Genomic DNA, 13,717 nt, shown 5'->3' on the forward strand with positions numbered 1-13,717 from the left:
CTGAACGGCCCTCAGTGGCCCTCTTTCCTGCAACGTGAAATCTAGCGGAAAAATATGACATTCAGCAAAGCGAAGTCGAAAAAATAAAGGGGCCAATCAAGGCCCCTTCCTTACAGATTCACATCTGATGTACAAGGGCTCTCTAAAGAGCAAGCCTTATTACTCAGCTTCAGCGAAGGTTTCTTCTGCCTGCTGAGCCAGGTCCTGCGAGCGACCTTCACGTACAGTGGTAGCCACTGCAGTCAGGTACAGGCTAACAGCACGGATTGCATCGTCATTACCTGGGATAATGAAGTCTACGCCGTCTGGATCAGAGTTGGTATCAACGATAGAAAACACTGGGATACCCAGGTTGTTTGCTTCTTTGATAGCGATGTGTTCGTGATCTGCATCAACAACAAACAGTGCGTCTGGCAGGCCGCCCATGTCTTTGATACCACCCAGGCTGTTTTCCAGCTTGGCCAGTTCACGAGCGCGCATCAGTGCTTCTTTCTTGGTCAGTTTGTCGAAAGTGCCGTCCTGAGACTGGATTTCCAGGTCTTTCAGACGTTTGATTGACTGACGAACAGTTTTCCAGTTAGTCAGCATACCACCCAACCAGCGGTGATTAACGAAGAACTGGTCGCAGCTCAGAGCGTGCTCTTTTACCGCTTCGCTTGCAGCGCGCTTGGTACCAACGAACAGGATCTTACCTTTACGGGAAGAGATCTTGCTCAACTCAGCCAGGGCTTCGTTGAACATTGGTACAGTTTTCTCAAGGTTGATGATGTGAACTTTGTTACGTGCGCCGAAGATGAATGGCTTCATTTTCGGGTTCCAGTAACGGGTCTGGTGACCGAAGTGTACACCGGCCTTGAGCATGTCGCGCATGGAAACAGTTGCCATGATTACCTCTATAGATATAGTTTGGGGTTAAGCCTCCACGTATCCCGTACAACCGACCCATCGGCTCTTTCGAACCAGCAAGGCACCCCGGCGTAGGTGTCGATACGTGTGTGTTATTTACACATAGTGAGATTTATGCGTTTCTGAGCCTGGCGATGAAACTCACCGAACAGAGAATCGTCGGCGCGCTTTATACCATAAACCAGCCAGGGTAGCCAATATTTGTTACCTTTTTAGTGCGAACAGGAAAGCAGCTCCCCCCTCCCCGGTCGGGTGACGCCACAAACTGCATTGGCAGCATCCGGGCAGGCTGATACCATTACAGCACTTTCTTTATTATTGTCGAACATGACGACAAATTCGGACCTGATGAATGGCTATTTCAATTAAAACCCCTGAAGAAATCGAAAAAATGCGTGTGGCTGGCCGTCTGGCTGCTGAAGTGCTTGAGATGATCGAAGAACACGTTAAGCCCGGCATCAGTACGGGTGAGCTGGATCGCCTGTGCCACGATCATATCGTGAATAAGCAGCACGCCGTCTCCGCCAGCCTGGGCTATCACGGTTTCCCTAAGTCGGTATGTATCTCCGTTAACGAAGTGGTGTGTCACGGTATCCCCAGCGATGACAAAATCCTTAAAGACGGCGATATCGTCAATATTGACGTTACCGTGATCAAAGATGAGTATCACGGCGACACGTCCACCATGTTTATGGTCGGTAAGCCGACCATTCAGGGTGAGCGTCTGTGCCGCGTCACGCAGGAGAGCCTCTATCTGGCCCTGCGTATGGTGAAGCCAGGCATTCGTCTGCGCACCCTCGGTCGTGAGATCCAGAAATTTGTTGAGGCGCAGGACTTCTCCGTGGTTCGTGAATACTGCGGCCACGGCATCGGCAAAGGCTTCCATGAAGAGCCGCAGGTGCTGCATTACGATGCCGATGATGGCGGCGTAGTGTTACAGGCGGGGATGGCTTTCACCATCGAGCCGATGGTCAATGCCGGTGATTACCGCATCCGCAGCATGAAAGATGGCTGGACGGTAAAAACCAAAGACCGCAGCTTGTCCGCACAGTACGAACACACTATTGTGGTAACCGAAAACGGCTGCGAAATTATGACGCTGCGTAAAGATGACACCATTCCGGCGATTCTGGTCGCAGAATAATGTGCAGGGAGTGACCTGTTTCATTCGGTCCTCCCGCAATCAGCATATCAAGCCGGCAAATGCCGGCTTTTTTTATGGGCACACGAGCAGATCCCTGGTGGAGCGGTGAAATGAACAAAGACGTGACGGAAGCCAGTATCCTGAAAAAACTCACCAAAGCGCCACGCCGCTGGGAAGATGCGGAACTTAACCGCGACACGCTCAGGCATCATCTGGATGTGTTCCAACAGCATCTCGCCACGGCCTTTGACGCCGGGCAGGATGCGGAAACCCTGATTGATGCGCGCACGCTGTTTATTGACCGCCTGCTCAGGCGCCTCTGGCGCTTCTTTGGCTTCCCGGAAAAAGAGGGGATCGCCCTGGTAGCCGTTGGGGGCTACGGCCGGGGTGAGCTGCATCCTCTTTCAGACATCGATGTTCTTATCCTCAGCCGCCAACCGCTGTCAGAGGATGATGCCCGCCGTACCAGCGAATTACTGACCCTGATGTGGGATTTGAAGCTGGAAGTTGGCCACAGTGTGCGCACCCTGGAAGAGTGTCTGCTGGAAGGGCTTTCAGACCTGACGGTGTCCACTAATCTGATTGAATCACGGATGCTGACCGGCGACCTGGCGCTGTTCCTTGAGCTGCAAAAAAACGTCTTCAGTGACGGCTTCTGGCCTTCCGATCGTTTCTTCGCGGCTAAAATTGAAGAGCAGCAGGAGCGCCACCAGCGCTACCACGGCACCAGCTACAACCTTGAGCCGGATATTAAAAGCAGCCCCGGTGGCCTGCGCGATATTCATACTCTGCTGTGGGTGGCCCGCCGCCACTTCGGTGCCACCTCACTGGACGAAATGGTGGGTTTTGGTTTTCTGACCGAGGCTGAGCGAAATGAACTTAACGAATGCCAAAGTATGCTGTGGCGCATTCGCTTCGCCCTGCACCTCACCCTCCCCCGCTACGACAACCGCCTGCTGTTCGATCGTCAGTTGAATGTCGCACAACGCCTGAACTATCAGGGTGAAGGCAACGAGCCCGTCGAACGAATGATGAAGGATTTTTTCCGCGTCACCCGCCGCGTCAGCGAGCTGAATCAGATGCTGTTACAGCTGTTCGATGAGGCAATTCTGGCGTTGCCGACGGACGAGAAACCCCGACCGCTGGATGATGAGTTTCAGCTGCGCGGTACGCTGATCGATCTGCGCGATGAAACGCTGTTTGCGCGGCAGCCGGAATCGATTATGCGCATGTTTTATACCATGGTGCGCACGCCAAAAATTACCGGCATCTATTCCACCACCCTGCGCCACCTGCGCCATGCCCGCCGTCACCTGAAACAGCCGCTGTGTACCATTCCTGAGGCGCGGACGCTGTTCCTGTCGATTCTGCGTCATCCGGGTGCCGTCAGCCGGGCTTTGGTGCCGATGCATCGTCACAGCGTACTGTGGGCCTATATGCCACAGTGGAGCAATATCGTCGGCCAGATGCAGTTCGACCTGTTCCACGCCTATACGGTGGATGAGCATACGATCCGCGTATTGCAGAAGCTGGAAAGTTTTGCCGACGAGCGCACCCGCCCCCGCCATCCGCTGTGCGTTGAGCTCTGGCCCCGCCTGCCACAGCTGGAATTGCTGCTGATGGCGGCCCTGTTTCACGATATCGCCAAAGGTCGCGGCGGCGATCACTCCATCCTTGGGGCACAGGATGCGCTGGAGTTTGCCGAGATGCACGGCCTCAACTCGCGTGAAACGCAACTGGTGGCCTGGCTGGTGCGTCATCATCTGCTGATGTCCGTGACCGCCCAGCGACGCGATATTCAGGACCCCACCGAAATTCAGCAGTTTGCCGAAGTGATGCAGAATGAGAATCGTCTGCGTTATCTGGTCTGCCTTACCGTGGCCGACATCTGCGCCACCAATGAAACGCTGTGGAACAGCTGGAAACAGAGTCTGTTACGTGAACTGTTCTTCGCCACCGAAAAGCAGCTGCGCCGCGGCATGGAAAACAGTCCGGATCTGCGCGAACGCGTGCGTCATCATCGTCTGCAGGCCCTCGCCCTGCTGCGCATGGATAACATCGATGAGGAAGCATTGCACAGCATCTGGGGCCGCTGTCGCGCCGACTATTTCCTGCGCCACACGCCAAATCAGCTGGCGTGGCACGCCCGTCATCTGATGAATCATGACCTGACACAGCCGCTGATCCTGGTCAGCCCGCAGGCGACGCGCGGCGGCACGGAGATCTTTATCTGGAGCCCGGATCGCCCGTATCTGTTTGCGGCCGTGGCGGGAGAGCTGGACCGGCGAAACCTGAGCGTGCATGACGCGCAGATCTTTACCAGCCGTGACGGCATGGCCATGGACACCTTTATCGTGCTGGAACCGGACGGCAGCCCGCTGGCAACCGATCGTCATGAGATGACCCGCCAGGCGCTGGAACAGGCGATCTGTCAGACCAGCTGGCATCCGCCACGCACCCGACGCCAGTCCGCCCGCCTGAAGCATTTCAATGTGGATACGGCGGTAAACTTTTTACCCACACACACTGACAGACGAACGTATCTGGAATTAGTGGCGCTCGATCAGCCCGGTTTGCTGGCGCGGGTGGGAGAAGTCTTTGCAGATTTAAACGTGTCGCTGCACGGTGCACGCATCAGCACCATTGGTGAACGCGTGGAGGATTTATTTATTCTGGCCAACAGCGATCGGCGCGCATTAGATGCCGATTTGCGCGAACGGCTGCAACAACGGTTGACAGAGGCCCTTAATCCAAACGATAAAGTGTGACCCAGATTGACTTTTTAACCGTGCCGGCGCGGGATCCTGCTGCAGCGGAATCGTTTTCGTTCTAAAGCGCACGGCAAAACCAGGAAGAGATGATTTATGCAACAGTTACAGAGTGTTATTGAGGCCGCCTTTGAGCGCCGTGCAGACATTACCCCGGCGAACGCCGACAGCGCAACGCGTGATGCCGTCAATCAGACCATCGCCCTGCTGGATAGCGGTGCTCTGCGTGTGGCCGAGAAGATTAATGGCGAGTGGGTCACTCACCAGTGGCTGAAAAAGGCGGTACTGCTGTCATTCCGTATCAACGATAATCAGGTCATGGAAGGCGCAGAAAGCCGCTATTACGACAAAGTTCCGATGAAATTTGCCGATTATGATGACGCGCGCTTCAAAAAAGAAGGCTTCCGCGTGGTGCCACCGGCAGCCGTTCGTCAGGGCGCGTTCATCGCGCGTAATACCGTGCTGATGCCCTCGTATGTCAACACTGGTGCCTACGTTGATGAAGGTTCAATGGTGGATACCTGGGCCACCGTCGGCTCCTGTGCGCAGATTGGTAAAAATGTGCACCTGTCGGGCGGCGTGGGTATCGGTGGCGTGCTGGAGCCTCTTCAGGCTAACCCAACCATCATCGAAGACAACTGCTTTATTGGTGCACGTTCAGAAATCGTAGAAGGCGTGATCGTCGAAGAGGGTTCGGTGATCTCAATGGGTGTCTACATTGGCCAGAGCACCAAAATCTTCGACCGTGAAACCGGTGAAGTGCATTACGGCCGCGTTCCTGCGGGATCTGTCGTGGTATCAGGAAACCTGCCGTCAAAAGACGGGACTTACAGCCTGTACTGTGCGGTCATCGTGAAAAAAGTGGATGCTAAAACCCTGGGTAAAACCGGTATCAACGAACTGCTGCGTACCATCGACTAATCGTCGCACGGGCCATGTCAGTGGCCCGTAAAGCTATCTTGCCACTTCCACCGACGACTACCTCTTTCACCTTACGAAACAAGTGATGCTATTGTGCGCAATCCAGGCGTATAATCCGCGCCAGAAAATCATTGTTCTTAAATTAACCGATCCTTTGCCGTTTGACGGATAGCGACGACTCTGATCGCATCTGGATCGATAGTCTCCCAAAAGGAAAATGCTATGTACGACAATCTTAAAGGGTTGGGTATCTCTTCACCTGAAGATATCGACCGTTACAGCCTGCGTCAGGAAGCTAATAATGACATCCTGAAAATCTACTTCCGTAAAGACAAAGGCGAGTTTTTTGCCAAAAGCGTGAAATTCAAATATCCGCGTCAGCGTAAAACCGTGGTCGCCGATAATGCCAGCCAGGGCTACAAAGAAGTCCAGGAAATCAGCCCGAATCTGCGCTATGTGATTGATGAGCTTGACCAGATTTGCCAGCGTGACCAGGTCGAAGTCGATTTGAAACGTAAAATCCTTGATGATCTGCGTCATCTGGAAAGCGTTGTTTCTCACAAAATCGCTGAAATTGAATCGGATCTGGATAAACTGACCCGTAACGGTCGTTAATTTCCACCGTGATATAAAAAAGGGTGGCCTGAATACGGGCCACCCTTTTTTTATTGTGGCGGGTCTTTTCTGACCGACACGCCGGGGAGACCGTTTTTCAGATCCCCCCTTTTTTAGTCATTACTGCATCAACAGATAAATACTGGCATCCCCACGCTGAATATTCAGCGCCAGCACCGAGGGTTTGGTGTCGAGGATTTTACGCAACTCACCCAGATTCGCGATCGGCTGCTGATTCACACCCAGGATCACATCATCTTTCTTCAGGCCAATCCGCGCAGCCGCAGAGCCAGGTTTCACATTGTCGACTTTCACGCCCTTATTGCCTTTCACATCGTAGTTGCTGAGGTCTGCCCCTTCGATACCGTTATAGATGGTACCGGAGTCGACTTTATCTGCACTACTCTGCTGCAGTGCCACATTGACGCTCATTGGCTTACCGTCACGGATCAGGCCAAGTTCCATTTTCGTGCCGACCGGCAATGAACCAACCTCTGCGCGAAGGGCTGCAAAACTGGAGATCGGTTTATTATTGATAGAGACAATGACATCGCCGGCTTTAATCCCGGCCTGAGCCGCTGAGGACTTCGGCAATACCTGGCTGACGAAAGCACCGCGCTGGGCATCGACTTTCATCGCTTTCGCCAGTTCAGAGTTCAGTTCGGTCCCCATAATACCCAATTCACCGCGTTTCACCTGGCCATACTCGACCATCTGCGAAGTCAGGTTTTTCACCATATTACTCGGGATGGCAAAGCCAATGCCGATGTTGCCGCCGTCCGGTGCCAGAATGGCGGTGTTAATCCCGATCAGTTCACCCTTGAGATTGACCAGCGCGCCCCCGGAGTTACCCCGGTTGATAGCGGCATCAGTCTGGATAAAGTTTTCGTAATTTTCCACATTCAGACCGCTGCGGCCGAGTGCAGACACAATCCCTGAGGTCACGGTTTCACCCAGGCCATACGGGTTGCCGATCGCTACCGTATAGTCACCGACGCGCAGATTATCGGAGTCAGCAATCTTAATCGCCGTCAGATTTTTCGCATCCTTCAACTGGATGAGCGCAATATCTGACCGCGGATCTTTACCAATCACTTTCGCATCATAATGACGACCATCGCTTAACTGCACCTGAATTTTGGTGGCGTTATCGACTACGTGGTTGTTGGTGACCACATAGCCTTTCGCGGCATCGATAACCACACCTGAACCCAACGCGCGGAAGGTTTGCTGCTGGTCAGCGCCCCCATTTCCGTTGCCTTCAGGCCCGCCACCCTGGCACATTGGGGAACCCAGGAAGGGAGACCCCTCCTGGCAGAAAGGCGAGTTGCCGCCAAAGAATTGCTGGAACTGCTGAGACATACGCGGCGTGCGTACCGTGGTGCTCCCTTCAACATTGATGCTGACGACTGACGGCATCACCGTTTCCAGCATGGGGGCCAGACTCGGCAATGGCTGAGTGGAAGAGGAAGAGGCCGTTTCCGCAGCACTGGCAGCTAACGGGTTCAATGCCAGGCCCAGGCTCAGAGCCAGCGCGCTCAAAACTAACGTTGTTTTTTTCATTGGTCGGATTCTCAAGATAATTCAGTGAAGTAACCATTGCTGTGGTTGTCGTTGTGATATTGAGATTAATTTTTTAACGCTAAGTTCATGTTTAAACATAAAGTAATAGTAAAAAAGTATTGTACGTCTTTACAATTCTTAGCGCTTATCACCGCTATTCCACCGCCATCAGGCGTCGGTACTCATCCCATGCATATTGATCGGTCATGCCACTGATGTAATCCTGTAACAGGCGTACGCGATAATAGTATTCCCAGATCGCGCTCTCTTGCGGATGGTTATCCAGTGACGCAACCGCCTCCGTATAGGCAAGACGAAAACGTGTCGACAGTTTATGAAAAAGACGGGTTTCAATAGGGTAGCCTTTTAAATAATCCTTCGTCGTCAGTTCACTAAATTCGGCCTGTGAAAGCAGCAACAGCGGCCGGTAAATTTCCAGCAGTCCGCTGATCACCCGATAGCCTTGCAGCTCCAACTGTTCGACCTCAGGATGGTTAAATACATGACGGAACGCGACTTTTTTAAACACTTCCAGTAGCTGACTGTGTGGGCTACCGTCTTCCAGTAGTGCCTCGTTAAATTCACCGTGATACACGTCCGTCAGATGATCGATAAAGCGGCTGGCCGCATGAGGAACCAGCTCAGCCACCGTGTTGACGCGTAAATACATGAAAAACTGATCTTCGCTGCACAGCGCGGTGCGCGGATTACGCGACTTTTCCAGCGCGCGGGTGACCACGGTAGCAAAAAGATCGTCTTCCTGATGACCAGGCCAGAGCTGAAATAAGTGCTGATATAACTGTTCAACACTAAAAATATTTTTTTCGACTGCATCTTCCAGGTCCGCCACGCAATAGGAAATATCGTCTGCGGCTTCCATAATATAAGTCAGAGGAAAGCGGCAGTGCGGCTCAAGGTGTAATTGCTCTCGCAGCCGGGCGATATATTCCTCTTCCGCCAGATAATAGCCCGGTTTTTTCATTAAATAACTGTGGCTGGCGGGAACGGGCCCGTTATGCCAGGCCGGTCGGGTATATTTTAAAATGCAGCCCACCTGTGCCCAGGTGAGATTCATCTTCATCAGGGTATGCACCATGCGGATCGCCTGGGCATTCCCTTCAAAATGAGAGAGATCCTGACGCACTTTCCGGCGTAATTCGTTAAGCCCGTCATCGCGCTGATGCAGCACCGAAGGCACACAGCGGTCATCCCGCCCGCCATTCGGTACCCAGTCGGCATCCAGCTGCTGACGGAACCAGTCATTAATCGCCGATTCGCCAAAGTGACCAAACGGCGGATTACCAATGTCGTGCATCAGGCAGGCCATCTCAACAATGCTTTCAAAGGGGGCGGTCAGCTCCTTCAGCCCCAGCGCTTCAAGCTGCCCCATCTCCTGCAGACGCGTCAGGACCTCCTTGGCGATATAACGCCCCACCTGCTGCACCTCCAGCGAATGGGTTAGCCGGGTACGCACCGCTGCGTTCCGCTCCAGCGGGAAGACCTGGGTTTTTTGCTGCAAGCGGCGGATAGCCGCCGAATTAATGATACGCCCGCGATCGCTTTCAAAAATACGCAGGATTTCATGTTCATTCTTCGGCCCCTGATAAGGGCGAAACAGACGCTGCCAGTTAATCTTTTTGCGGAAGTCGATCCCGGTCATACCTTATTCCCTCTGGTTTACGACGCCGTGATTATCGCAGTACCGATTAGCGGATTATTTCTCTTGAGCTGCCATGATAGACTATGCGCTGAAATGAATGGCAAATTCCACTAATTCAGAGAGTATCCCTATGAAAGCAGGCATTATTGGCGCAATGGAACAGGAAGTGACGCTCCTGCGTGACAAAATTGAAAACCGTCAGACCCTGACGCTGGCAGGCTGTGAAATTTACACGGGTACGCTGAACGGTGTCGAAATCGCCCTGCTGAAATCCGGCATCGGTAAAGTCTCAGCCGCGCTGGGCACCACCCTACTGCTGGAGCTGTGCAAACCGGATTTTGTGATCAATACCGGTTCTGCTGGCGGTCTTGCCCCGACGTTGACGGTGGGCGATATTGTGGTTTCCGATGAAGTGCGCTATCACGATGCCGATGTGACCGCCTTCGGCTATGAGCCGGGTCAGATGGCAGGCTGCCCGGCCGCCTTCAAGGCAGATGAAAAATTGATTGCGGCGGCTGAACAGTGTATCGGTGAACTCAACCTGAACGCTGTGCGTGGCCTGGTCGTCAGCGGCGATGCCTTTATCAACGGCGCTGCGCCGCTGACGCGCATTCGCACCACCTTCCCGCAGGCGATCGCAGTGGAGATGGAAGCGACGGCAATCGGCCATGTTTGCCATCAGTTTGGCACCCCGTTTGTCGTCGTTCGTGCGATCTCCGACGTGGCGGATCAGGCGTCCCATCTGAGCTTCGACGAGTTCCTCGTGGTGGCTGCCCGGCAGTCCTCCCTGATGGTCGAAACCTTACTGACTCACCTTGCCCGTGGCTAAACACCTCCGGTGTCTGGTTCTGCTGTGGCTGGCCTGTGCCGCCACAGTTCAGGCCGCCCCCCGGGTGGTTACCCTGGCTCCCAACATCACTGAACTGGCCTTTGCTGCCGGGATCATCCCCGTTGGTGTCAGCGCTTACTCTGATTTTCCGCCGGCCGCACAGCATATCGAACAGGTGGCTAACTGGCAGGGGATCAATATCGAAAAACTGCTCAGGCTGAAGCCTGACGTGGTCATTGCGTGGCAGGGGGGGACACCGCAGCGCCAGGCCGATCAGCTCCAGGCACTGGGCATCCGCGTGGTCTGGCTGGCACCGGACTCGATTGCGCAATTAACAGACAGTCTGCGGCAGCTGGCCGCGTACAGTCCGCGCCCGTTACAGGCCGAACAGGCCGCAGCGGCGCTCCAGGCGCAGTTTGATACGCTACGGCAGCGTTACCGGTCACAGCCGGTGAAGCGCGTATTTTTACAGTTTGGCCTCAGTCCCCTCTTTACCGCATCGGGCCATACCCTGCAGGATGAGGTCTTGCGCCTGTGCAAAGGGGAAAATATTTTTGCCACGGCGTCAGCGCCCTGGCCACAGGTCAGCCGTGAGCAGGTATTATTACGCCAGCCCGCCGCCGTGGTGGCGCCCGGCGACAGCGCTCATGCCCGTCAGATTGCGCAGTTCTGGCAACCCCAACTCACCGTGCCGATCGTGGCCATTAATGATGACTGGATAAGTCGTGCAGGACCACGTATGATTCTCGCCGCACAAAAATTGTGCAGCGAATTAGCCACAGTCCCTCTTCCATCACACTCATAATCACCGCAAAAGGTGAGTAAAGATCCGGCGCTGGCTGCCGTTAACTAAGTGTAACGGCGATTTTTCGTTCGTTTTTTATCAGGGTATTTTGCCCTGTTTTATACCAGGAAATAGCACCATGAAAACCCTTTATCTGGCCCTCGGGCTAATGATGACGGGTCACGTCTTTGCTGCCTCAACCACCGGCAGCATTGGGGTGAAATTAACTATCTACTCACAGTGCAGTGTAGACGGGAGCACCCTTTCTGCTTCCCGCCTGCCCGGCATTGCGTGTGGATCGCAGCCTGATGCACAGCCTAAAATCACGCAAAGTGTTATTACGCGCGATGGGGTGAATCGTCAGGAGGCAAGGTTAGTTACCGTCGAATGGTAATTTACCCATCCAACGACAGGTTACAAATGCGTCAGTCGCACGAGAGAACCTGCATTATTTTGGGTAAAAAAAATGCTTCCCGGTAACGGGAAGCATTTTTATTTTGCAGGCCGGTTAAATGCTAAATGAAGAACCACATCCACAGGTGGTCTTGGCATTCGGGTTGGTCACGATAAAGCGCGATCCTTCCAGGCCTTCGGTATAATCGACTGCGCCACCCACCAGGTATTGCAGACTCATCGGATCCACGACCAGCGCAACGCCCGATTTCTCAATGGTCATATCCCCATCGTTAATCTTATCGTCGAAGGTAAAACCGTACTGGAACCCGCTACAACCACCGCCGGTGATATAAACGCGCAGTTTCAGATCCGGGTTATCCTCATCAGAAATCAGGTTTTTGACTTTACTCGCCGCGGCTTCAGTAAATTGCAGGGGCAGGACTACTTCGTCGCTCATAGGTCACTCCAGTATACGTACAGGCCGGTGCCTGACAGGTCACAATTCGACCATAATTAATGTCATTATCTAACACACTGCCATCGCAATCAAGTTCAGGCTGTACCACCCTGTGCGGTAACGGCTTCGTTTTCACGCTGCTGCTGCTTCGCTAAGGTGCGGGCAAGCAGAGAAGAATACAAGGGTTGCCCACCGAGAAACTGGGCCAGCAGCGTCGCCCCCAGGCAGGTAATGATCATCGGCAGGATCAACTGATAGTTGTCCGTCATCTCCAGCACCAGAACGATGCCGGTAAGCGGGGCACGGACAGAAGCGGCAAACAGCGCGCCCATACCGGCGATGGCAAACGTCGCAGCCTGCAGATGATAGTCCGGCAGCCAGGCGGCCGCACAGAGACCAAATGCCGTGCCCAGCAGCGTGCCCAGCGCCAGCATCGGGGCAAAAATACCGCCGGGGGCGCCAGAACAAAAACAGAGTAGCGTGGTGGCCAGCCGGACAATAAACAGAAACAGCAGCATCCCAATGGAGAAATTGCCCGCCGCCGCCAGCGGGATCAGGCTGGAACCGCCCCCGGCAGCCGCCGGTAACAGCAGGCCCAGCACTCCGCATCCGCCCCCCAGTAAGGCCCCCACCAGCAGTACCTTGCTTAAACGACCACCATGCAGACGCTGAAACAGATCCTGGATACGGAAAATTAATTGATTAAACGCCACGCCCACGACGCCAAATATCATCCCGAGCAGCAGATAGAGCCACAGCGTATTCACCGGCGCATCGGCGAGGCGGCCAATTTCAATCACCGCGTGTTCCCCGTTAAAAATACGGAACACGATGCTCGACATAATCACGCCAACGAACACCGCCTTAATGGAAATCAGGCTGTAGCGGAACTGCAAACGCATCTCTTCAATAATAAACAGGATCCCGGCCAGCGGCGCGTTAAAGGCCGCCGACAGACCCGCCGCCGCACCGGTCGCCAGCAGCGAATGGCGGGCCTCGGTACTTTTCATGCGGAAGATATCCAGCAGCATCCGGCCGATATTCCCCCCCAGCTGCACCGTCGGCCCCTCGCGCCCGAGTACCATTCCGGCCCCCAGCGTGCCCATGCCGCCGATAAATTTCACCGGGATCACCCGCCACCAGCGCACCGGACGCAGCTCCTCCAGCGCACCTTCAATTTCAGGGATACCCGACCCCGCCGCTTCGGGCGCAAAACGCCGTACCAGGTAATAGCCGCCTGCGGCCAGCAGGGCTGAGGCGAAAAAGGCCAGCACGATCATGACCAGCGGCTGGCCTTCGAAGGCGAGCACTCCGCTGGTTCGCAGGAAAATGATTCGATTTACTGCCTTTTCAAACGCCACCCCAACCAGGCCGGTCAGCGTGCCAACCATACCCGCCATGACCAGAATGGTCAGTGGGGTTTTATCACGCCGCAGCAGCAGACGCAGAAAATCACCGCGACGCACAGGCACCACGTTGAGCTCATCGGTAGAAGTCGATTGCTGTTTCATCGTTCGTTCATTTCAGGGTAAAGATGGGTCAATATACTAACCGTTCCCGCCATGAACACCCGCGCTTTAATTCTCTCTAATCGTGTCATAACCAGCATCAGTCTTTGGCTGCTCCGCCAAGTTCCCTTAGAATAGACGGGTTTTTCCATGAATGATCAGGAGC

General features: G+C 54.3%; 12 protein-coding genes. 7 read left to right on the top strand and 5 right to left on the bottom strand.

Features of this window, described 5'->3' with window-relative positions:
- Positions 1-159: 159 nt before the first annotated feature.
- Positions 160-885, bottom strand: a complete 726-nt coding sequence (gene rpsB / locus K6L24_RS17265) for a 30S ribosomal protein S2 (protein ID WP_062747118.1) — start codon at positions 883-885, stop codon at positions 160-162.
- A gap of 373 nt (positions 886-1,258) precedes the next feature.
- Here rpsB and map point away from each other — a divergent pair, with 373 nt between their 5' ends.
- From map to K6L24_RS17285, 4 genes are all read left to right on the top strand, one after another.
- Positions 1,259-2,050, top strand: a complete 792-nt coding sequence (gene map / locus K6L24_RS17270) for a type I methionyl aminopeptidase (protein ID WP_062747120.1) — start codon at positions 1,259-1,261, stop codon at positions 2,048-2,050.
- A 110-nt stretch (positions 2,051-2,160) separates the two neighbouring features.
- Complete coding sequence (gene glnD, locus K6L24_RS17275; RefSeq protein WP_187509415.1) at positions 2,161-4,818, top strand: bifunctional uridylyltransferase/uridylyl-removing protein GlnD; 2,658 nt, start codon at positions 2,161-2,163, stop codon at positions 4,816-4,818.
- Between the two features lie 96 nt (positions 4,819-4,914).
- A complete protein-coding gene (dapD, locus tag K6L24_RS17280; protein WP_222681675.1) occupies positions 4,915-5,739 on the top strand; it encodes a 2,3,4,5-tetrahydropyridine-2,6-dicarboxylate N-succinyltransferase in 825 nt (274 codons plus the stop codon).
- 222 nt (positions 5,740-5,961) lie between these two features.
- Positions 5,962-6,354, top strand: coding sequence for a DUF3461 family protein (locus K6L24_RS17285; RefSeq protein WP_062747126.1), 393 nt, complete (start codon positions 5,962-5,964; stop codon positions 6,352-6,354).
- Between the two features lie 120 nt (positions 6,355-6,474).
- Here the strand turns inward: K6L24_RS17285 and degP are convergent, their stop codons facing one another.
- On the bottom strand, positions 6,475-7,917 hold the full coding sequence (degP, locus tag K6L24_RS17290; protein WP_062747128.1) for a serine endoprotease DegP: 1,443 nt from the start codon (positions 7,915-7,917) through the stop codon (positions 6,475-6,477).
- A gap of 154 nt (positions 7,918-8,071) precedes the next feature.
- Positions 8,072-9,577 (bottom strand): dGTPase, encoded by a 1,506-nt coding sequence (gene dgt / locus K6L24_RS17295; protein ID WP_187509268.1) that lies wholly within the window; start codon positions 9,575-9,577, stop codon positions 8,072-8,074.
- Positions 9,578-9,707: 130 nt separating this feature from the next.
- Between dgt and mtnN the strand changes: the two genes are divergently transcribed.
- The 3 genes from mtnN (at position 9,708) to K6L24_RS17310 (ending at position 11,584) form a co-directional block, all read left to right on the top strand.
- A complete protein-coding gene (mtnN, locus tag K6L24_RS17300; RefSeq protein ID WP_191927778.1) occupies positions 9,708-10,406 on the top strand; it encodes a 5'-methylthioadenosine/S-adenosylhomocysteine nucleosidase in 699 nt (232 codons plus the stop codon).
- The gene (btuF, locus tag K6L24_RS17305; RefSeq protein WP_191927777.1) at positions 10,399-11,211 is read left to right on the top strand and encodes a vitamin B12 ABC transporter substrate-binding protein BtuF; all 813 of its coding nucleotides are present in this window, start codon (positions 10,399-10,401) and stop codon (positions 11,209-11,211) included. The genes mtnN and btuF overlap by 8 nt, the downstream gene beginning before the upstream one ends.
- 118 nt (positions 11,212-11,329) lie before the next feature.
- Positions 11,330-11,584, top strand: coding sequence for a hypothetical protein (locus K6L24_RS17310; RefSeq protein ID WP_062747138.1), 255 nt, complete (start codon positions 11,330-11,332; stop codon positions 11,582-11,584).
- 114 nt (positions 11,585-11,698) lie between these two features.
- Here K6L24_RS17310 and erpA read toward each other — a convergent pair whose 3' ends face one another.
- Together erpA and clcA are read right to left on the bottom strand one after the other, a co-directional pair.
- Positions 11,699-12,043, bottom strand: a complete 345-nt coding sequence (gene erpA, locus K6L24_RS17315; protein ID WP_062747140.1) for an iron-sulfur cluster insertion protein ErpA — start codon at positions 12,041-12,043, stop codon at positions 11,699-11,701.
- A gap of 95 nt (positions 12,044-12,138) precedes the next feature.
- On the bottom strand, positions 12,139-13,554 hold the full coding sequence (gene clcA / locus K6L24_RS17320) for a H(+)/Cl(-) exchange transporter ClcA (RefSeq protein ID WP_187509270.1): 1,416 nt from the start codon (positions 13,552-13,554) through the stop codon (positions 12,139-12,141).
- Positions 13,555-13,717: the final 163 nt, after the last annotated feature.

This window comes from Erwinia persicina, assembly GCF_019844095.1.
Taxonomy (GTDB): domain Bacteria; phylum Pseudomonadota; class Gammaproteobacteria; order Enterobacterales; family Enterobacteriaceae; genus Erwinia; species Erwinia persicina.

Excerpts from the sequence above, each read along its gene's own strand:
- rpsB (WP_062747118.1), bottom strand. The coding sequence starts at position 885 with ATGGCAACTGTTTCCATGCGCGACATGCTCAAGGCCGGTGTACACTTC.
- mtnN (WP_191927778.1), top strand. The coding sequence starts at position 9,708 with ATGAAAGCAGGCATTATTGGCGCAATGGAACAGGAAGTGACGCTCCTG.
- degP (WP_062747128.1), bottom strand. The coding sequence starts at position 7,917 with ATGAAAAAAACAACGTTAGTTTTGAGCGCGCTGGCTCTGAGCCTGGGC.
- erpA (WP_062747140.1), bottom strand. The coding sequence starts at position 12,043 with ATGAGCGACGAAGTAGTCCTGCCCCTGCAATTTACTGAAGCCGCGGCG.
- dgt (WP_187509268.1), bottom strand. The coding sequence starts at position 9,577 with ATGACCGGGATCGACTTCCGCAAAAAGATTAACTGGCAGCGTCTGTTT.
- K6L24_RS17285 (WP_062747126.1), top strand. The coding sequence starts at position 5,962 with ATGTACGACAATCTTAAAGGGTTGGGTATCTCTTCACCTGAAGATATC.
- clcA (WP_187509270.1), bottom strand. The coding sequence starts at position 13,554 with ATGAAACAGCAATCGACTTCTACCGATGAGCTCAACGTGGTGCCTGTG.
- map (WP_062747120.1), top strand. The coding sequence starts at position 1,259 with ATGGCTATTTCAATTAAAACCCCTGAAGAAATCGAAAAAATGCGTGTG.
- glnD (WP_187509415.1), top strand. The coding sequence starts at position 2,161 with ATGAACAAAGACGTGACGGAAGCCAGTATCCTGAAAAAACTCACCAAA.
- K6L24_RS17310 (WP_062747138.1), top strand. The coding sequence starts at position 11,330 with ATGAAAACCCTTTATCTGGCCCTCGGGCTAATGATGACGGGTCACGTC.
- dapD (WP_222681675.1), top strand. The coding sequence starts at position 4,915 with ATGCAACAGTTACAGAGTGTTATTGAGGCCGCCTTTGAGCGCCGTGCA.